The organism is Microbacterium sp. ARD31, assembly GCF_031844425.1.
Genome location: NZ_JAUZVE010000060.1, coordinates 1 through 20,086, shown reverse-complemented (window position 1 = coordinate 20,086; position 20,086 = coordinate 1). Strand labels below are relative to the sequence as shown.

General features: G+C 73.0%; 16 protein-coding genes. 9 read left to right on the top strand and 7 right to left on the bottom strand.

The genetic code is table 11. The features are described from left to right. The first annotated feature begins 22 nt into the window (after positions 1 to 22). The 3 genes from Q9S36_RS45815 to Q9S36_RS45805 all read left to right on the top strand — a co-directional run bounded on the left by Q9S36_RS45815 (position 23) and on the right by Q9S36_RS45805 (position 4,212). Entirely contained in the window at positions 23 to 835 is an 813-nt protein-coding gene (locus Q9S36_RS45815; RefSeq protein ID WP_396653973.1) for a 2-phosphosulfolactate phosphatase, read from the top strand. Between the two features lie 101 nt (positions 836 to 936). Continuing rightward, the gene (locus tag Q9S36_RS45810) at positions 937 to 1,947 is read left to right on the top strand and encodes an SGNH/GDSL hydrolase family protein (RefSeq protein WP_311291431.1); all 1,011 of its coding nucleotides are present in this window, start codon (positions 937 to 939) and stop codon (positions 1,945 to 1,947) included. Positions 1,948 to 2,058: 111 nt separating this feature from the next. Continuing rightward, positions 2,059 to 4,212, top strand: a complete 2,154-nt coding sequence (locus Q9S36_RS45805; RefSeq protein ID WP_311291430.1) for a DEAD/DEAH box helicase — start codon at positions 2,059 to 2,061, stop codon at positions 4,210 to 4,212. Between the two features lie 313 nt (positions 4,213 to 4,525). Here the strand turns inward: Q9S36_RS45805 and Q9S36_RS45800 are convergent, their stop codons facing one another. From Q9S36_RS45800 to Q9S36_RS45780, 5 genes are all read right to left on the bottom strand, one after another. Further along, on the bottom strand, positions 4,526 to 5,740 hold the full coding sequence (locus tag Q9S36_RS45800; RefSeq protein ID WP_311291429.1) for a DUF6596 domain-containing protein: 1,215 nt from the start codon (positions 5,738 to 5,740) through the stop codon (positions 4,526 to 4,528). A 22-nt stretch (positions 5,741 to 5,762) separates the two neighbouring features. Continuing rightward, complete coding sequence (locus Q9S36_RS45795) at positions 5,763 to 6,128, bottom strand: YciI family protein (protein WP_311291428.1); 366 nt, start codon at positions 6,126 to 6,128, stop codon at positions 5,763 to 5,765. A 141-nt stretch (positions 6,129 to 6,269) separates the two neighbouring features. Further along, on the bottom strand, positions 6,270 to 6,800 hold the full coding sequence (locus tag Q9S36_RS45790; RefSeq protein ID WP_311291427.1) for a hypothetical protein: 531 nt from the start codon (positions 6,798 to 6,800) through the stop codon (positions 6,270 to 6,272). Between the two features lie 98 nt (positions 6,801 to 6,898). Then, entirely contained in the window at positions 6,899 to 8,473 is a 1,575-nt protein-coding gene (locus Q9S36_RS45785; RefSeq protein ID WP_311291426.1) for a DHA2 family efflux MFS transporter permease subunit, read from the bottom strand. A 67-nt stretch (positions 8,474 to 8,540) separates the two neighbouring features. After that, entirely contained in the window at positions 8,541 to 9,728 is a 1,188-nt protein-coding gene (locus Q9S36_RS45780) for a dipeptidase (RefSeq protein WP_311291425.1), read from the bottom strand. Positions 9,729 to 9,823: 95 nt separating this feature from the next. Here Q9S36_RS45780 and Q9S36_RS45775 point away from each other — a divergent pair, with 95 nt between their 5' ends. Both Q9S36_RS45775 and Q9S36_RS45770 read left to right on the top strand, forming a co-directional pair. Beyond that, entirely contained in the window at positions 9,824 to 12,538 is a 2,715-nt protein-coding gene (locus Q9S36_RS45775; protein WP_311291424.1) for a DEAD/DEAH box helicase, read from the top strand. After that, positions 12,535 to 13,242 carry a hypothetical protein gene (locus tag Q9S36_RS45770; protein WP_311291423.1) on the top strand — a complete coding sequence of 236 codons (708 nt, stop codon included), beginning with the start codon at positions 12,535 to 12,537 and terminating at the stop codon, positions 13,240 to 13,242. Before Q9S36_RS45775 ends, Q9S36_RS45770 begins: the two co-directional genes overlap by 4 nt. 22 nt (positions 13,243 to 13,264) lie before the next feature. Here the strand turns inward: Q9S36_RS45770 and Q9S36_RS45765 are convergent, their stop codons facing one another. Next, complete coding sequence (locus tag Q9S36_RS45765; protein WP_311291422.1) at positions 13,265 to 13,777, bottom strand: ferritin; 513 nt, start codon at positions 13,775 to 13,777, stop codon at positions 13,265 to 13,267. A 57-nt stretch (positions 13,778 to 13,834) separates the two neighbouring features. After that, the gene (locus Q9S36_RS45760) at positions 13,835 to 14,386 is read right to left on the bottom strand and encodes a TetR/AcrR family transcriptional regulator (RefSeq protein ID WP_311291421.1); all 552 of its coding nucleotides are present in this window, start codon (positions 14,384 to 14,386) and stop codon (positions 13,835 to 13,837) included. A gap of 364 nt (positions 14,387 to 14,750) precedes the next feature. Between Q9S36_RS45760 and Q9S36_RS45755 the strand changes: the two genes are divergently transcribed. The 4 genes from Q9S36_RS45755 to Q9S36_RS45740 are packed head-to-tail and all read left to right on the top strand — an operon-like array spanning position 14,751 to position 20,073. Further along, positions 14,751 to 15,446 (top strand): response regulator transcription factor, encoded by a 696-nt coding sequence (locus tag Q9S36_RS45755; RefSeq protein WP_311291420.1) that lies wholly within the window; start codon positions 14,751 to 14,753, stop codon positions 15,444 to 15,446. After that, positions 15,443 to 16,630, top strand: a complete 1,188-nt coding sequence (locus Q9S36_RS45750) for an ATP-binding protein (protein WP_311291419.1) — start codon at positions 15,443 to 15,445, stop codon at positions 16,628 to 16,630. Before Q9S36_RS45755 ends, Q9S36_RS45750 begins: the two co-directional genes overlap by 4 nt. 46 nt (positions 16,631 to 16,676) lie before the next feature. Further along, positions 16,677 to 18,248: a carboxyl transferase domain-containing protein gene (locus tag Q9S36_RS45745; protein ID WP_311291446.1), complete on the top strand. Its 1,572-nt coding sequence runs from the start codon at positions 16,677 to 16,679 to the stop codon at positions 18,246 to 18,248. A 4-nt stretch (positions 18,249 to 18,252) separates the two neighbouring features. Continuing rightward, positions 18,253 to 20,073, top strand: a complete 1,821-nt coding sequence (locus Q9S36_RS45740) for a biotin carboxylase N-terminal domain-containing protein (protein ID WP_311291418.1) — start codon at positions 18,253 to 18,255, stop codon at positions 20,071 to 20,073. Positions 20,074 to 20,086 lie beyond the last annotated feature (13 nt).

Sequence of the window (20,086 nt, the reverse complement as noted above, 5' to 3'; positions counted from 1 at the left end):
ACGGGACCGCCGGGGTTGTTGAATGTCTCGCGTGACATTGCCGGGACACGACCAGTCGACCTACCGGCTCCGGATGGAGTGGGGGCCCACGGGCGCCGAGGCGGTTCCCGCGGACTACGCCGTCGTCGTCGACGTGCTGTCCTTCACCACCACGCTGAGCGTGGCGGTCGAGCGGGGCATCGAGGTCTTCCCCTACCGCTGGCGTGACGCCCGCGCCGCCGAGCACGCGATGCGCCACGGCGCGACCCTGGCGGTCGGCCGCTTCGAGGCGCTGTCGCGACCCGGCGCCCGGCACGTCTCGCTCTCGCCCGCCAGCCTGTCCGAGGTCGAGGGCGTCGAGCGCCTGGTGCTGCCCTCGCCCAACGGCTCGACCATCGCCTTCGCGCTCGCCGAGTCCGGGGCCCAGGTCGTCGGTGCGTGCCTGCGCAACGCCGCCGCCGTCGCCCGGTGGCTAGCCCCCAAGGTGGCCGGCGGCGCCAGCGTGGTCGTCGTACCCGCGGGGGAGCGGTGGCACGACGACACCCTCCGTCCGGCGGTCGAGGACCTGTGGGGCGCGGGCGCGGTGCTGGCCGGTCTCGTCGGTGAGGTGCCCGACGTGGTGACGAGCCCCGAGGTGCGGATGGCGGTCGCGGCCTGGCAGGCGGCCACGATGCCGGTGGACCTGCTGGCCTGCGCGAGCGGGCGCGAGCTGGTCGAGGCCGGGTTCGTGGCCGACGTCGAGATCGCGGCGCACCAGGACGTGAGCGAGGTCGTCCCGGTGCTGGCGGGGGAGTCCTTCCGCGACGCGGTGGAGCCCGACCCGCCCGGCCCGAGGCTGCGGCGCGTCGGGTCCTGAGGCAAAACCTGACCGTTCGGTCTGGTCGCGGGACCCCGGGCGTCCCTAGGGTGTGATGGCGGTCACACTCGGGTGACCCGTTCTCTCGGAGGTCTTCGACGATGAAGCGCACGTCTGCACGCCTGGCGGTCCTCGCCTCCGCCCTGGTGGGCCTGCTCAGCCCCCTGCTCCTCCAGCCCGCCCAGGCAGCCGTCCCGGTCTACGTCGCCCTCGGCGACTCCTACGCCTCCGGCACCGGCACCCGGACCTACCTCAGCGACGGCACCACCTGCCAGCGCTCGACCAGGGCCTATCCGAGCCTGATCGCCGCCGCCCGCGGGTACGACCTCAACTTCCGTGCCTGCTCCGGTGCGCGCATCGGCGACGTCACCAGCACGCAGCTCAGCGCGCTGACCACCGCCACCACCTACGTCACGATCTCGGTCGGCGGCAACGACGCCGGCTTCGCCGACGTGCTCACCGAGTGCGCGCTGACGGGCTGGGCGAGCAACTGCAACGGCAAGATCAACACCGCGCAGACCTACATCAACACGACGCTGCCGTCGGCGCTCTCGACGCTCTACGCCGGCATCCGCAGCCGGGCGCCGTACGCCAAGGTCGTGGTCGTGGGCTACCCCCGCATCTTCAACGGCGAGGACTGCAACGCCCTCACCTGGTTCTCCCCCGACGAGGAGGCGCGGCTGAACCAGACGGCCGACCTCATCAACTCCCGCACCGCCTCCGCAGCCGCCGCGGCCGGGTTCAGCTTCGCCAACCCGACCAGCGCCTTCGTCGGCCACGCGGTGTGCGACGACCAGGAGTACCTCAACGGCCTCTCCTACCCGGTGTCCGAGAGCTACCACCCGAACGTGCTCGGCCACTCCAACGGCTACACGCCCGTCGTCAGCTCGACCGTGGGCGGCGCCTTCGCGGTCACGGCCAAGGTCCGGGCCGCCGCTGCCGCCTCCGCGCGCAGCCAGGCCGCGCTGCAGCGCCAGTACGCCGCCGCCGACCGCCGCATCACCCCGGAGTCGTTCGTCGCCCCCGACCTGACCTCGCCGGAGGTCCGCCGGGCGGCCCGCAAGGCCGGGATCGACCTCGACGCGTTCATCGCCCGCAGCCAGCGGCGCTGACCTCCCGCCCCGCTGGTCGAGGGACGGACGACGTCCTCGTGACGAGACCCTCGACCAGCGACCTGTGGAGGACCAGCACGCCGCGTCGGTGGCGGTTGGTAGACAGGGGGCATGACCAGCACCAGCGGCACCGCCGTGACCGACGACGTACGCCACGCCGCGCGCGAGTCCGCCGAGCGCCACCTCCGTGCCCTGGTGGGGCGCGACGACGCCAGCCTCCGCGAGGACCAGTGGCACGCGATCGAGGCGCTGGCCGTCGACCACCGCCGGGCGTTGGTCGTGCAGCGCACCGGGTGGGGCAAGTCGGCCGTCTACTTCGTGGCCACCCGGCTGCTGCGCGAGGCAGGCGCCGGCCCGACCGTCATCGTCAGCCCGCTCCTCGCGCTGATGCGCAACCAGATCGCCGCGGCCGAGCGCGCCGGCATCCGGGCGGTGACGATCAACTCCACCAACATCGACCAGTGGCAGCCGATCCACGACCAGATCCACGCCGGTGAGGTCGACGTCCTGCTGGTCAGCCCCGAGCGGCTCAACAACCCCGGCTTCCGAGACGAGGTGCTGCCCCGCCTCGCCGCCACCTGCGGCCTGCTCGTCGTCGACGAGGCCCACTGCATCTCCGACTGGGGCCACGACTTCCGCCCCGACTACCGCCGCCTCCGCACGCTCCTCGCCGAGCTCCCCTCCGGGATCCCGGTGCTCGCCACGACGGCGACGGCCAACCAGCGTGTGACCGACGACGTCGCCGAGCAGCTGGGGGTCCACGCCTCCGCGGCCGCCGACGCCGACGCGCAGGTGCTCGTGCAGCGCGGCACCCTCGACCGGGAGTCGCTCCGGCTGGGCGTGGTGCAGCTGAAGACACCCGAGCAGCGCCTGGCCTGGCTCGCCGACCACCTCGCCGAGCAGCCCGGCTCCGGCATCGTGTACTGCCTGACCGTCGCCGCGACCCAGGAGGTCGCCGGATACCTCCGCGACCGCGGCCTGGAGGTCGCCGCCTACTCCGGCCAGACCGAGGCCGACGAGCGCCACGCCCTCGAGCAGGCGCTCGTCGACGGCCGGGTCAAGGCCCTCGTCGCCACGAGCGCCCTCGGCATGGGCTTCGACGCCAGCCTCGGCTTCGTCATCAACCTCGGCGCACCGTCGTCCCCGGTCGCCTACTACCAGCAGGTCGGCCGCGCCGGCCGCGGCACGGACGACGCGACCGTCGTGCTGCTGCCGCAGATCGAGGACCGCGACATCTGGGCCTACTTCGCCTCGCTCGGCTTCCCCCGCGAGGAGCAGGTCCGCGACACCCTGGCCGCGCTGGCCGAGTCCGACCGCCCGCTGTCCACCGCCACCCTCGAGACGCGGGTGGAGCTCGGCCGCAACCGCCTGGAGTCGATGCTCAAGGTGCTCGACGTCGACGGTGCCGTGCAGCGCGTCCAGGGCGGCTGGGTCGCCACCGGGAGGCCGTGGGCCTACGACGCCGAGCGCTACGCCCGCGTCGCCGAGGCGCGCGAGCGCGAGCAGCAGGCGATGCTGGGCTACCTCCGCACCACCGAGTGCCGGATGCGCTACCTCCGCGAGCAGCTCGACGACCCCGACGCCGCCGACTGCGGCCGGTGCGACAACTGCGGTGGTCTCACGCTGTCGACGTCGGTGAGCGACGCGGCCGTCGCCGAGGCCGGCGAGCGGCTCTCCCGGCCCGGCGTCGTCCTCGAGCCGCGCCGGATGTGGCCGACCGCGCTCGCCAACCTCGGCCTCGACCTCAAGGGCAAGATCGCCGACGCCGCCGAGCCCGGTCGGGTGGTCGCCCGGCTGACCGACCTCGGGCACGGCCAGGCGCTGCGTGCCCTCTTCCGCGAGGACACCCCGGACGGCCCGGTCCCGCCCGGCCTCGCCCAGGCCGTGATGGACGTGATGAAGGACTGGTCGTCCGAGTGGACGTCGCGCCCCGACGCGATCGTCGTGGTCGAGTCGGCCACCCGGCCCACCCTCACCCGCGACCTCGCCGACGGGCTCTCCCGCGTCATGCAGGTCCCGGTCGTCGGCGCGTGGGCGATCCGCGACGACTCCGTCCCGCCGCGGGCCGGCCAGTCCAACTCGGCGCAGCGCGTCGCCGCCGTACGCCGCCGGGGCGGGCTCGACGCCGACGTCCCCCCGGGGGCGACGGTGCTGCTCGTCGACGACCAGGTCGCCACCGGCTGGACCCTGACCGTCGCCGCCGCGGAGATCCGCGCGGCCGGCGCGGGCGCCGTCCTCCCGCTCGCCCTCGCCTCCCAGGGCTGACCCCGCCCCAGGGCCCGCCGCGCCCGTGCCACGTCCGCCCGGCGAATCGTCGGCCGGACCTCGCCACCACGCGAGACGACCCGGGGAGCGAGATCGGCGTGAGAACGTGGAGGATCCGAGCCATCGGGTGACCCGGATGTTCCACGATCCGTCGGCAGTCCTCGGTTATCCGGGATCGGGGGCCGGGGGTTCCTTCATCCGAAGTCGAGCTGATGGGGTCGGGTACGGATGACGGATCGGGGGGCCGGGGGTTCCGTCATGCGAAGTCGAGCCGATGGGGTCGGGTACGGATGACGGACGGCACGCGCAGCCGTCAGGAGCCGTCGTCCAACGGCCGGGCGTGCAGCCGCCGGGTCAGCAGCCGCCGCTCGGCGTCGTTGCCGGTGAGCCCGAGCGCCCGGCGGTTCGCGGCGTCGGCCTCCTCGTCGCGACCGACGGCGGTCAGGAGCTGGGCCCGGGTCGCGTGGAAGAGGTGGTAGCCCGCGAGCGGCTCGGCGAGGGTCTCCAGCCGGCGCAGCGCGTCCTCCGGCCCGGCGACCTGGGCGTGGGCGACGACCTGGTTGAGCCGCACGACGGGCGAGGCGTCGTACCTCGCGAGCTCCTCGTAGAGCAGCGAGATCTGCAGCCAGTCGGTCTCCGCCCAGCTCGCGCCGGTGGCGTGCACCGCGGCGATCGCCGCCTGGAGCTGGTACGCCCCCGGCCGGCGCAGCGACGCCGCCCGCTCGATCATCCGCTCGCCCTCGGCGATCGCCTCGTGGTCCCACAGGCGGCGGTCCTGGTCGCGCAGCAGCACGAGCTCGCCGTCGGCGAAGCGTGCCCGGGTGCGCGCGTGCTGGATGGTCAGCAGCGCGGCCAGCCCCCACGCCTCCGCCTGGTCGGGCAGCGCCGTCGCGACGACGCCCGCCAGCCAGACCGCGTCGGCCGCCAGGTCGCGGTCCTGGCTGGGCCCCGTCGACGACACGAAGCCCTCGTTGAACATCACGTAGACGACCGCCAGCACGTCGGCCAACCGGTCGGCCCGCTGCGACTCCGGCGGCACGGTCAGCGCGATGCCGGCCGAGACGATCTTGCGCTTGGCCCGGACGACACGCTGCGCCAGCGTGGTCTCGTTGACCAGGAACGCGCGGGCGATCTGCGGCGTGGTGAGGCCGACGACCGCGCGCAGGGTCAGCGCGAGGCGGGCCTCGGGCGCCAGCGCCGGGTGGCAGCAGGCGAACAGCAGCGCCAGCCGGTCGTCGGTGTCCTCGCCCGGACCGTGGGCGGGCGGCTCGGCGCGGAGGGCGAGGGCGCGCTGGCGGTCGCGCACCCGCAGCGCGTCCATCGCGTTGCGGGTGGCGGCCACGTGCAGCCAGGCGCCCGGTCGGTCCGGCGGGCCGTCGCGGCGCCACGACGCCAGCGCCTCGACGACCGCACCCTGCACGGCCTCCTCGGCCAGGTCGAAGTCACCGAACCGCCGGGAGAGCCGGGCGACCAGCGGGCCGGCCTCCTCGCGGAGCGTCCGGGCGAGGAGGCCGTCCGTGGTGGTCATCGGTGGACCCCTGCGGGCCGGCTCACTCGAACTGCGAGTAGTCCTCGACCATCGGGCGGATCTCGACGGCCACGCCCGGGAGGTCGAGCATCGGCCACGTCTTCACCACGGCGATGGCGGCGTCCATGTCGGGAACGTCGATGACGCTGAAGCCGCCGATCACCTCCTTGGCCTCGTTGAACGGCCCGTCGACGACGACCGCGCCGTCCGACCCGTGCTTGACGGTGGTCGCGGTCTCCACGCCCAGCAGCTCGGCGCCGGAGTCGGCCATCACGCCGGCGTTCTCCCCGAACCACTCGTAGACCCGCTTGTAGACCGCCTGCGCGGCCTCCGGGTCGGTGGACGCGTCCAGGTCGGGGCGCGAGGTGTACATCAGGACGTACTTCATGGTGGTGCCTCTCGTGCGGGGGCCCCGTGGTCCGGGGCCGCTCATCACCTCGTCGCCGCTCGCCGCCGGAAATCGACAGCCCGCGGAGAACTTCTCGACATCATCGCGCGGACGGGCCCGCGGCGGGACCCCACGCGGTCGTCAGCGCGCGAACCGCACGGCCTGCCGGAAGTAGTCACGCTCGAGCTCACCGTCGAGCAGCTCGGGCCGTGCGGCGACCTCCGCCTCGAGGCGCCGCAGGAGCGGCTGCAGCGAGTCGACGTACAGGCGGGACACGAGGACCTTGCCGCGACCGGTGCGCATCGGGCCACTGAGGAGGATCTTCTCCCTCGGCATGAGGTTGCCGCTGTTGCCGGTGAAGCGCACCGTGACCGCGGTCAGGTCGGCGAAGGCGAGCTGCTGACGGAGCTCGCCGCCCGAGACCACCGACACCGCCTCCTCCGAGACGTAGGTGTGGCGCGAGGAGATGCTCCGCGCGATCAGCAGGGGCGCGACGACGAGCAGGAGCGCCATGACCGCCGTCATCGCCCAGGCGCCGAGTGCCGCGCTCCCCGACTCGCTCCTCGCCGTGAGTGCGGTGCGCACGACCGGCACCGCGAAGAACAAGGTGGCGAGGTGCAGCACCCGCACGTAGGTGCGGCGCTGCGTCAGCTCCGTCCCGAGTCCGTCCATGTGTCGCAGCATAGGTTCGTACGACGGATCGGCGACGGACGACGACGGCCCGCCCTCCAGCAGGAGGACGGGCCGTCAGTGCGTCGGAGGCCGTGGCGTCAGTGGCCCATCATCGCGGTCGGGTCGACCGGCGCCAGCTTCTTGCGCGGCAGGAAGAACGCCGGGATGAGGCAGCACGCCACCAGGACCGTCGCCACGATGAAGACGGTGGCGAACGCGTCGGCGAGCTGGCTGGTCGCGAGCGACTCCAGGTTGCCGAGCTGGTCGGGCGTGAGGCCGAACTTCTCCATGACCGCGGCGACGGCGGACCGGTCGTCACCGGCCTCGGCGAGCGCCTGCCCGGCGGCGACGAACCGCGAGTCCTTGATCTCGTTGGTGAGGATCACCGAGAACAGCGCCGTACCGATCGACGCGGCCACCTGCTGCGTGATGTTCAGCAGGGTCGAGCCGCGGGCCACGTTGTGCGCGGTGAGCGTCGCGAGCGCGGCCGTCATGATCGGCATCATCGTGCCGCCCATGCCGAGGCCCATGATGAACAGCGCCCCGAGGATGTAGGCGTACGACGTGTCCGCGCCGATCTGGGTGAACATCGCCATGCCGACGGTGATCACGGTGATGCCGGTCAGGACGATCTTCCCGGGACCGATCTTGTCGGCCAGGATGCCGGCGATCGGCATGGTGATCATCGCGCCGACACCCTGCGGTGCGAGCAGCCAGCCGGTGAAGAGGGTGCCCTCGCCGCGGACCTGGATGAAGTAGAGCGGGAACAGCAGCGAGGCGCCGAAGAAGGCGATGGCGAAGAGCATCATCGCGATGATGGCGACCGTCATGTTCCGGTTCTTGAACAGGCGGAGCTCGACCAGCGGGTGGATGTTGCGCCTCGCCAGCGCCCACGGGACGAACGCCACGATCAGCACGGCGCCGATGACCATCGGGACGAGGACCTTGGCCGCCATCGCGGTGCCCTCCTCCGGGATCGAGCTGACGCCGTAGAGGAACGCGGCGAGACCGGGCGAGAGCAGGACCATGCCCAGCCAGTCGAAGGTCTCCGACGGCTCGACCTCGTCCTTGGGCAGCACGAACCAGGCATAGGCGATGGCGAGGATGCCGATCGGCAGGTTGATGAGGAAGATCCAGTGCCACGAGGCGCTCTCGATGAGCGCGCCACCGATGATGGGGCCGAAGATCGGGCCCAGCAGCATCGGGATGCCGAGGACGGCCATGACCCGGCCGACGCGCTCGGGGCCTGCGGCGTGGGTGAGGATCGTCATGCCGAGCGGCATCAACATGCCGCCGCCGAGGCCCTGCAGGACCCGGTAGATGACGAGCAGCTCGAGCGACGTCGCCGTCGCGCAGAGCACGGAGCCGGCGGTGAAGAGCGCGACCGCGATGAGGTAGAGCCGCTTGGTGCCGAACCGGTCGGCCGCCCAGCCGGTCAGCGGGATGACGCTGGCCAGGGCGAGGGTGTAGCCGGTCATCGTCCAGGCGACCTCGGCCGCGGTGGCGTCGAACTCCTCCTGGAAGGTGTTCAGGGCGACGGAGACGACCGTGATGTCGAGGATCGACATGATGGCGCCGAGGACGACGACGCCCGCCACCATCAGGACGCCCTTGTCGAGCTTGTCGGAGCTGTCCGGCTGGATCTCGCCGGGTGAGGTCTGGGTGCTGGTCACCGCACCACGGTATTGGTTGCACCGAACAACAAACGAATCCTTTTCGCCGGACCGCGGGCCACGGGACCTACGCGGGAACGCCGTCCAGGTCCTCGATGCGGGCCAGGCTGGGACCGCGGGTGGCCTGGAGGTCGCGGGCGCGGTCCTCGACCTCCCGCATCACCCGCAGCACGTTGCGGCAGGTCAGCTTGGCCAGGTCCGCCTCCGACCAGCCGCGCCCGGCGAGCGCACCGAGCAGCGCGGGGTAGGTGGAGACGTCCTCGAGACCGGTCGGTAGCACCTCGACCCCGTCGTAGTCGCCGCCGAGCCCCACGTGGTCGATGCCGGCGACCTCGCGGACGTGCTCGCAGTGGGCCACCACGTCGTCGAGGGTCGCGGTCGGTTGCGGGTGCTCGCGCGTCCACACGGCCTCGAAGGCCGCGAACCGGACGCCGTCCGCCTCCGGGACCCCCTCCGCGGCGGCCGCGGCGACCATCTCGCGGTGCCCGTCGGCGCAGGCGGCGTTCACGAACTTCGGCACGAAGGTCACCATGCACACGCCGTTGTTCGCAGCCGTCGCCTCGAGCACGTCATCAGGCACGTTGCGAGGGCTGTCGGTGACCGCGCGCGCGGAGCTGTGGCTGAAGATCACCGGCGCCTCCGTGACCGCCAGCGCGTCGCGCATGGTGTCGGCCGAGACGTGCGACAGGTCGACCATCATCCCGATCCGGTTCATCTCCCGCACCACCTCGCGGCCGAAGGCGGTGAGGCCCCCGGACACCGGCCGGTCGGTGGCGGAGTCCGCCCACGGCGTGTTCGCGTTGTGGGTCAGCGTCAGGTAGCGCACGCCGAGCTCGTGGAGCTGCCGCAGCGTGCCGAGCGAGCAGTTGATCGAGTGCCCGCCCTCGGCCCCGGCCAGCGACGCGATCCGGCCCGCGGCCCAGGCCTGCTCGACCTCGTCGGCGGTGGTGGCCCAGGCGAGCCGGTCGGCGTACGTCCGGGTGAGGTGGCGCGCGGCGTCGACCTGCTCCAGCGTCGCGCTGACGGCGTCGTCGCCGGTGAGCCGGGTCGGGACGTAGACCGACCAGAACTGCGCGCCCATCCCGCCCGCGCGCATCCGCGGCAGGTCGGTGTGGGTCGGTGTGCCGCCGGCGCCGACGTCGAGCCGGGCGAAGTCGTACGACGCCTGCACCCGCGCCTCCCACAGGAGGTCGTTGTGGCCGTCGACGACGGGGTGCGCGGCGAGCAGCGCCGTGATGTCCACCGGGGTCTCCATGAGCGGTGACGCTAGCAACCGGGAACTCCGTGTCGGTGCCACGCGTTAGCGTCCCTGTTGCCCGCTGTCCGAGCGAGCACGGAAGGGTGCCCTGCATGAGCCTTGTCCCGGTCACCGGTCCCGCCAGGCTGCTGGTGGGGGAGCCGCCCCGGGAGGGCTCGATCGAGTTCACCGACGACCGCCGCACGATCGTGATGCCGATCCGCGGCGCGCTCCCGGTGCTGGCGAAGGTGCGCGACCAGGACGGCCTCCACCCCTCGGTGGCCCTCCTCGCCGGCGCGTCGCTGCTCGGCCTGCAGCTCGTCGCCGCGGGTCGGTTCGCCCCGGACCCCGACGGTCGCCACTGGCAGGTCGCCGGCCTCGACGCCCACGACGAGCGCCGCATCTCCGAGCTCGCGCGCGCTCGCGCCCACGAGGGGTTCGACGAGGCCACGGCCGAGGGCACGGTCCGCGCCCTGCTCGACGCCGTCGCCGACACCGTGCCGCGCACCACGCCGGGCAGTGCCCGCCGGCACCGCGCGCCCGTCGCTCGTCCCGCGCCGCCGACGAGCCCCGACGACTTCAGCGACCAGCTCCAGCAGCGCATCGCGAGGCTGCGGGCCCGCGGGCGCGACGACCGGCCGCACCTGGTGTCGATCTCCTTCCGGGTCGAGGCCGACGAGGAGGAGCTGGTCGCGGGCGCGGTGCGCCTGGTCATGCAGGTGCACGCCGTCGACAACGCCGCCCACGTCGCCGACGCGGCCGAGCTCTGGGCCGACGCCGGGCCCGACGCCCGCCACGGCTTCGGCGAGCGCGCTCGCACCCACGCCGCCATCGCGCTGCGCTCGGCGGCCGACGCGTGGCCCGTCCTCGACCGGCTGCTCGACCTCCGGGTCCCCGACGAGATCACCCTCGACTCCGACGAGATCCTCTCGCTGCTCGACGAGGGCGCCGCCGCGCTCGACGAGGCGGGCCATCCCGTGCTCTGGCCGAAGTACCTCGACCGCGACGTGACCCAGCGCGTCGAGCTCGGTCGCCGGTCGCCGGCCGGGGCGCGCGACGAGGCGCTCCAGGACGGCCTGTTCGGACCGCAGGCACTCTTCGGCTTCGAGTGGCAGCTCTCGCTGCACGGCGAGGAGCTGACCGAGGAGGAGATGGACGAGCTGGCCCGCACGACCACACCGGTGATCCGGCTGCGCGACAACTGGATCGCCGTCGACTCCGGCGTCATCAAGCGCGCGCGCAAGCGGCTCATCCGCACCGTCACCCCGGTCCAGGCCCTCGCCGCGACGCTCACCGGCGTCGTCGACGTCGAGGACGTCCCCTACGAAGCGGTCGTCGGCGCGAGCCTGCTCAAGGTCCGTGACCGGCTGGAGGCGGCAGGCCGGACCGAACCCGTCGCCGTGCCCGACGCGCTGCAGGCCGACCTCCGCGACTACCAGCGCCACGGGCTGTCCTGGCTGGCCGAGCTCACCTCGCTCGGACTCGGCGCGTGCCTCGCCGACGACATGGGCCTCGGCAAGACGATCACCCTCATCGCGCTCCACCTCCACCGGGCGGAGGTCGGCAGGGGCGGACCGACGCTCGTGGTCTGCCCGGCGTCGCTGCTCGGCAACTGGGAGGCGGAGATCCGCCGCTTCGCGCCCGGAGTCGCCGTACGCCGCCACCACGGCAGCGCGCGCGACCTCGACGGGGTCGCGGACGGGTTCGTGCTCACGACCTACGGCACCATGCGCAACGACGCCGCCCTGCTCGCCGAGGTCGCGTGGGACCTCGTCGTCGCCGACGAGGCGCAGCACATCAAGAACTCCCGATCGGCTGCTGCCCGCGCGCTGCGCACCATCCCCGGCACCGCCCGCGTCGCGCTGACCGGCACGCCTGTCGAGAACGACCTCACCGAGCTCTGGTCCATCCTCGACTGGGCGATCCCCGGGCTGCTCGGCAGCCGCAACGCGTTCCGCAAGGTGTGGGCCGCGCCGATCGAGTCGGGCCTCGAGCCGACCAAGGCCCGGCAGTTCGCCGACCTGATCGGACCGTTCCTGCTGCGGAGGCGCAAGTCCGACCCCGGCATCGCCCCGGAGCTGCCGGCCAAGACCGAGACCGACCACGTCCTCGGCCTCACCCGCGAGCAGGTCGTGCTCTACGAGACGCTCGTGCGTGAGTCGATGCGCCGCATCGAGGAGGCCGACGAGGAGACCCGCCGCGGGCTCGTGCTCGCGCTGCTGACCGGGCTCAAGCAGATCTGCAACCACCCCGCCCACTTCCTGCGACAGGCCAACCCCAAGCTGCGTGGTCGCTCCGAGAAGCTCGAGCTCATCGACGAGCTCGTCGGCACCGTCGTGGCCGAGGACGGCGCGGTCCTCGTCTTCACCCAGTACGTCGCCATGGCGCGGCTCCTCGAGCGGCACCTCGCCACCACCGGCGTGCCCCACCAGCTCCTGCACGGCGGCACTCCCGTGCGTCAGCGCGACGCGATGGTGGCGCGCTTCCAGGCCGGCGAGGCGCCGGTGTTCCTCCTCTCGCTGAAGGCCGGCGGCACCGGCCTCAACCTCACCCGGGCCGACCACGTCATCCACTTCGACCGCTGGTGGAACCCCGCCGTCGAGGACCAGGCCACCGACCGCGCCTACCGGATCGGCCAGACCAGGCCCGTGCAGGTGCACCGCTTCATCACCCAGGGGACCATCGAGGAGCGGATCGCCGAGCTCCTCGCCCGCAAGCGCTCCCTCGCCGACGCCGTGCTGGCTCGCGGGGAGACGGCCCTCACCGAGCTCTCCAACGACGAGCTCCGCGACCTGGTCGCGCTGCGGACCACCGGAGACCGCCGGTGACCGGCACCACCCACCCCCGCCTCCCGCCGCGCCGCGGGGGCGGCGCCGGCACGTGGTGGAGCAAGGCCGTGCTCCGCGCGGTGGAGGAGGCCGCGTTCGGCGACAAGGAGCTGCGCGTGGGGCGCGCCCTCGCCCGGGCTGGTGCCGTCGGCGCGATCACGGTCGAGGACGGCCGCGCCGTGGCGGCGGTGACGGAGGGGCAGGACGCGTTCACCGTCGAGGTGACCGTGCCGGCCCTCGACGCCGGCGACGCCGCCGCGTTCACCGAGCTGGTCGCTGCCGAGTCCGGCCGGATCGGGGCCCTGCTCGCCGGCCAGCTCCCGCACTCGTTCGTCGAGTCGGTCGAGGAGGCGGGCGTCGAGCTGCTGCCGTACGGCGGCGAGCTGGGCGCGGCCTGCACGTGCGACTCCTGGCTCGACCCCTGCCCCCACGCGCTCGCGGTGTGGACGCAGCTCGCGTGGCTGATCCAGGGCGACCCGTTCGTGCTGACGCACCTGCGCGGGCTCTCGCGCGACCGGGTGCTGCGCGACCTGCACCGGTTGACCGGCCCCGGCACACCGGCCGGGGAGGTCGGTGGCCCCGACGAGGGGTCCGACGACGAGCCCGGCGACGAGCCCGGCGACGAGCCCGACGACATGGCCGTGGCGGAGGACGCCGCAGCCCGGGCGGCACGGCTGCTCGCGCAGCCGGCCGACTCCTGGTGAGCCGGGTCAGTCGGTCAGGCGGTCAGCGGGCCTCGGTCGTGGAGACCGGACGCGCTCCGAGCTCCTCGTCGAGGCGGAGCAGGCCGGGGCCGTCGTCGTCGATGAGCTTCACGCGGCCGACGATCTCGTTGACGGTCGCCTCCTCCTCGATCTGCTCCTCGAGGAACCAGTTGAGCAGGGGGCGGGAGTCGAGGTCACCCTCGGACTCGGCGAGGCGGTAGAGGTCGCGGATGGAGGCCGACACCTTCTCCTCGTGCGCCCGCGCCGCCTCGAAGGCGTCGAGCACCGACCCGACGATGACCACCGGGGCCGGGACCGCGCCGATGCGCGGGTGGTTGTCGCGGTCGGCGACGTGGTCGATGAACTTGTTGGCGTGGACGATCTCCTCGTCGGCCTGGTGGCGCAGCCACGCGGCCATGCCGGGGAGGTCCATGATCTCGAGCTCGATCGCCAGCTGGCGGTAGACGAGGGACGCCTGGAACTCGAGGGTGATCTGCGCGTTGAACGCGTTCTCGAGACTCTCGCTCAGCTTCATGTCCTCACCCTATCGGGGGGAGCCGGCGCGGGCGGACCCCCGTGACCCGGCCGACCGTCAGGCGAGACCCAGGGCGCCGTGGGCCATCTCGCGCAGCACGTCGTGCATCTGCGGGTCGGGCAGCCGACCGCTGTGCGGCGTGGAGTTGAGCAGGCCGAACAGGACGTGGGCCCGCGTGCGGGAGGCCTCCGGGCTCAGGCTCGGGTCGTGGAGCCGGAGCTGGGTGGCCCACACGTCGACGTACGAGCGCTGGAGGGCGCGCACGCGCTCACGGGCCTCGTCGGGCAGGCTGCTCCAGTCGCGGTCCTGCACGACGATGAGCGCGCGGTGCTCGAGGGCGAACTCGATGTGCCACTCGACGAGCGCCTCCAGTGCGGCGCGCGGCCCGGCGGCCGTCTCGACGCGGCTGCGACCCTCGGCGAGGAGGGTCTCGCTGATCGAGACCAGCATCTCGGCGAGCATCGCGTCCTTGGACTCGAAGTGCTTGTAGAGCGCGGGGCCGGAGATCCCGCAGGCAGAGCCGAGCTCGGCGACCGAGACGCCGTGGAACCCGCGCGCCGCGAAGAGCTCCGCGGCGATGTCGAGGATCTGCTGGCGTCGAGGGGTCACGAGGTCGAGGTTAGTGGTGGTTAACCACTGCCACGACCCTCGCGGGGCCGGGAGCGTCATCTCACGCTCCGGTGCCTCCCACACGGCAAGCGGAATCACACGGCCCTCCCAGCCTCCTGCAGCCCCAGAGGGCCCCTCCCGAGAACGTCGGTGCCCTCAGTGGGCCGCACCCCCGCACGGCCCACTGACTCCCAAGATGTGTGCACCAACGCGGAGAGTCTGCCCGCCTCCGGCGAGGTTTTCAGTGGTGCCAGCACCACATTCGGTCTGGACGAGTGTCAAGAGAATCCGTGTGGCCGCGGAATCCGGGGTGTGGTGCCTGCTCTACCGACATCCCGCTCCCGCCGTGACTACAGTGCGCGACATGCCGCAGATCCGTGTCGTCCTCGCCGAGGACGGCGACCTGCTCCGGGCCGGCGTGCTCGCCCTGCTCGAGGGGTACGACGACATCGACGTCGTGGCCACGGCCACGAGTCTCCCGGAGCTGATCGGCGCGGTCGCCGAGCACCGGCCCGACGTGGTGCTCACCGACATCCGGATGCCGCCCGACTTCACCGACGAGGGCATCCGTGCGGCCGGCGAGCTGCGGCGCACCCACCCGGGGATCGGCGTGGTGGCACTGACGCAGTACTCCGACGTCGAGTACGCCCTCGACCTGGTGCGCGACGGCTCCGACGGCCGGGGCTACCTCCTCAAGGAGCGGGTGGCCGACGTCGACGAGCTCGTCGCAGCGCTGCGCACCGTTGCCGCGGGCGGTTCCGTGATCGACCAGATCGTGGTCGACGCCCTGATGGCGACCGGCACCCGGCGCCACGACTCCCTGCTCGACCGGCTCACCCCGCGGGAGCTGGAGGTGCTGGCGATGGTCGCCCGCGGGATGACCAACGCTGCGATCGCCACCGAGCTCGTGATCACCGACCGGGCGGTCGAGAAGCACATCAACTCCATCCTCACCAAGCTCGACCTGCCCTCGGACGCGCCCGTGCACCGCCGGGTCGCCGCCACGCTGGTCTTCCTGAGCGAGGCCGGCGTCGGCGGCGGGGTCGCGCCCCGCGCATGAGGCGGATCCTCGCCGGCTGGGACGGCCTCGACCCGGCGCTGGCCTGGCTGATGCGCATCAACCTCCTCGCCCTCGCCACGGCGACGGTCCTGCTCGCGGCGGCGTACCTGCTGGGCTTCCAGCACACTGCGGTCGAGATCGACCTCGCCGTGATGGCCGTGTCGCTGGTGGTGCTGCTGGCCACGCCACCGCTCGCGCGACGCCACGGCGCGACCGCGGCGATCCTCGGGCTCACCCTGTCCGCCCTGGTCTTCGCGGTCGGCGGGACGTGGGCCACCCCCGTGCTCTCACCGCTGACGGCGCTGCTGACGATGGTGCCGCTCCTGGTCGCCTACCCCTACCTGTCCGCCCGGTGGGTGCACGCGCTGATGGTCGTGGCCGTGCTCGGCAGCGCCGGGATCGTGGCCCTCGGCGAGTGGCGGCGGGTCGAGGAGCTCGACCAGCTGTGGTGGGTCAACGCGCTCGTCGTGGCGTCCTCGCTGCCGGCCGGGGTGCTGGTCGTGGTGTTCCTGGTGCGCGGGGCGTACACCCGGCTGAAGGAGCAGTCGACGCAGCTCACCGACTCGCGCACGCGCATCGTGGAGGTGGCCGACGCCGCGCGGCGCAGCCTCGAGCGCGACCTGCACGACGGCGCCCAGCAGCGGCTCCTCGCGATGAGCGTGACGATCGAGCGGGTCCGCAAGGAGCTCGAGGCGGGCCGCCAGGAGGGCGCGACCACGCTGCTCGGGCAGCTGGCCGCCGACAACCGCGAGGTGCTCGTCGAGCTGCGCGAGCTGGCCCGGGGCATCTACCCGCCGCTGCTGGCCGAGCGCGGCCTGGTGGCCGCCCTGCAGTCGACCGCGCGCCGCTCCACCGTCCCCGTCACCCTCGACGTGGCCGACTTCGAGCGCCCGAGCCGGCAGGTCGAGGCGGCGGCCTACTTCTGCATCCTCGAGGCGCTCACCAACGCCGCGAAGCACGCCGGTGCCAGCGAGGTGCTGGTGACGGTGCGTGGCCTGCCGCACCTGAGCTTCACGGTCTCCGACAACGGCAGCGGCTTCGACCAGGCGCTCGTCGAGGCGGGCGGCCTGCTCGGGATGGAGGCGAGGATGGAGGCGGCCGGCGGTCGCCTCCGCCTGGAGACCGCACCGGGTCGGGGCACGACGGTGCACGGCGAGTTCCCGCTACTGGACTCCACGGGTTAACGATCGCTAACCTGAGGCGGTGTCCGAGCCCCAGACCTCACCCACCATGCGCGAGCTCGTCGACGACCTGCGCGCCCGGCTGGCCCGGGTCCGCCAAGGCGGCTCGGAGAGCGCGCGCCGCAAGCACACCGACCGCGGCAAGCTGCTGGTCCGCGACCGGGTCGACCGGTTGCTCGACCCGGGCAGCCCGTTCCTCGAGCTCGCCCCGCTGGCGGCGTACGGCATGTACGGCAGCGGCGAGGGGGGAGAGGCCGACGACTACGCCGTGCCCAGCGCGAGCATCGTCACCGGCATCGGCCTGGTGCACGGCCGGCCCGTCATGGTCATCGCCAACGACGCGACGGTGAAGGGCGGCACCTACTACCCGATGACGGTCAAGAAGCACCTCCGTGCGCAGACCGTCGCGGCCGAGAACCGGCTGCCGTGCATCGCGCTGGTCGACTCCGGCGGTGCCTTCCTGCCCATGCAGGACGAGGTGTTCCCCGACCGCGAGCACTTCGGGCGGATCTTCTTCAACCAGGCCAACCTCTCCGCCCAGGGCGTGCCGCAGCTCGCCGCGGTGATGGGGTCCTGCACCGCCGGCGGCGCCTACGTCCCGGCGATGTCCGACGAGACGGTCATCGTGCGCGACCAGGGCACGATCTTCCTCGGCGGCCCGCCGCTGGTGAAGGCGGCGACCGGCGAGGTCGTGAGCGCCGAGGACCTCGGCGGCGGCGAGGTGCACGCGCGCACCTCCGGCGTCGTGGACCACCTCGCCGAGGACGACGCCCACGCGCTCGCGATCCTGCGCAGCGTCATCGACACGCTGCCGCCGCCGGAGCCCTCGCGCGTCGACCCTGCCTCAGTCGAGGAGCCGCACGAGCCGCCGGAGTCGCTCTACGACGTCGTGCCGACCGACACCCGCACGCCGTACGACGTGCGCGAGGTGATCCGTCGCCTCGTCGACGGCAGCCGCTTCCACGAGTTCAAGAAGCTCTACGGCGACACGCTCGTGTGCGGCTTCGCGCGCATCCACGGCCACGAGGTCGGCATCGTCGCCAACAACGGCATCCTCTTCAGCGAGTCGGCCCTCAAGGGCGCGCACTTCGTCGAGCTGTGCAACCAGCGGAAGATCCCGCTGGTGTTCCTGCAGAACATCACCGGCTTCATGGTCGGACGCGAGTACGAGAACAAGGGCATCGCCCGCGACGGCGCGAAGCTCGTCACGGCCGTGGCGTGCAGCGTCGTGCCGAAGTTCACCGTGGTCATCGGCGGCTCCTTCGGCGCCGGCAACTACGGCATGAACGGTCGCGCGTACGACCCGCGCTTCCTCTGGATGTGGCCCAACGCCCGGATCTCGGTGATGGGCGGCGAGCAGGCCGCGGGCGTGCTGGCCACCGTGCGCCGCGACGGCCTCGAGAAGGCCGGCCAGGAGTGGTCGGCCGAGGACGAGGAGGCGTTCAAGGCCCCGATCCGGGAGCAGTACGAGACCCAGGGCTCGCCCTACTACTCGACCGCGCGTCTCTGGGACGACGGCGTCATCGACCCGGCCGACACCCGCCGCATCCTCGGCATGGCGCTCTCGGTGACCTCCGCGGTCCCCGTCCCCGAGCCCTCCTACGGCGTCTTCAGGATGTGAGCTGATGAACACCCTCTTGATCGCCAACCGCGGCGAGATCGCGATCCGCGTCATGCGCACGGCGCAGCGGCTGGGCTGGCGGACCGTCGCGATCCACACCGACCAGGACGCCCACGCGCCGCACGTGCGGGCGGCCGACGACGCGGTCGCGGTCCCCTCCTACCTCGACGTCGACGCGGTCGTGGCGGCCGCGCGCGAGTGCGGGGCCGGATTCGTGCACCCGGGCTACGGCTTCCTGTCCGAGCGCGCGCCGTTCGCGCGGGCGCTCGCCGGGGCCGGCATCACACTGGTCGGCCCGAGCGCCGAGGTGATGGACGCGATGGGCCGCAAGGACGCCGCCCGCGAGATCGCGGTGGCCGCGGGCGTGCCCGTGGTGCCGTCGTACGGGCTCGACGACGACCCCGAGACCTTTGCCTACCCCGTCCTCGTCAAGGCCGCGGCCGGCGGCGGCGGCAAGGGCATGCGCGTGGTGCGCAGCGCCGCCGACCTGCCCGAGGCGCGGGCCGCCGCGGCGCGCGAGGCCGCGAGCTCGTTCGGCGACGACACCCTGCTCATCGAGAAGTACGTCGAGTCCGGCCGCCACATCGAGGTCCAGGTCCTCGGCGACACCCACGGCCACGTGCTGCACTTCTTCGAGCGCGACTGCTCCACGCAGCGGCGCCACCAGAAGGTGCTCGAGGAGGCCCCCGCCCCGACCATCTCCGAGGCGCAGCGCGGGGCGATCACCTCGGCGGCGGTCGCGCTGGCGCAGCAGGTGTCGTACGCGAACGCCGGCACCGTGGAGTTCCTGCTCGACAACGCGACCGGCGAGTTCTACTTCCTGGAGATGAACACCCGGCTCCAGGTCGAGCACCCGGTGACCGAGGAGGTCACCCGCGTGCGGGGCGACCGGGTGGACCTCGTCGAGCTCCAGCTCCGTGTCGCCACCGGCGAGCCGCTCGGCATCGACCAGGCCGACGTCACGCTGGAGGGCCACGCCATCGAGGCCCGCGTCTACGCCGAGGACTCCTTCCACGGCTTCCTGCCGCAGGCCGGGGTGGCGACGCACGTCGCGTGGCCGGGCGGCGAGGGCATCCGCGTGGACCACGCGCTCGAGTCCGGCCAGGAGGTGACGACCTCGTTCGACCCGATGCTGGCCAAGGTGGTCGCGGTCGGGGCCGACCGCGAGGAGGCACGGCTGCGCCTCGTCCGGGCGCTGGGGCGCACCGAGGTCGCCGGACTCACCACCAACACCGGCTTCCTCCGTGTCCTGGCCGCATCGGACGAGTTCCGCGACGCCACGATCGACACCGCCTGGCTCGACCACCACGACGTCCCCGCGCCCGACGACGCGGACGCCCGGCAGGTGGCCGCCGCCGCACTCGTCGCCCCCCGGGTCGCGGGTCCGTGGCAGGCCGACGGCTGGCGCTCGGCCGGTGAGCCCGCGCCGGTGCGGGTCGTCGTCGGCACGGACCTCGTGGAGGTGCCGACCGGCTCGGCGACCCCCTCTGCCTTCGTTGACGTCACGTCGGGTGCGGTCGAGGTGGTCCACGCGGGCCAGCGCTACGTCTTCGACCGGCACGACCCGTTCGCCGACCACGGCCCGGAGGTCGGCGACGGCACCCTGACCGCGCCGATGCCCGGCACGGTGCTCGCGGTCAACGTCGCCGAGGGCCAGGCCGTGGCCGAGGGTGAGACGCTGGGTGTGATGGAGGCGATGAAGATGGAGCTCGCGCTCAAGGCGCCCTTCTCGGGCACGGTCGCCACGGTCGGCGCCGCGGCCGGCGACCTGGTCAAGCTCGGTGCCGTGCTGTTCGTGGTCGAGCCGGAGGCCCTCGATGGCTGAGGTGCGAGCGGAG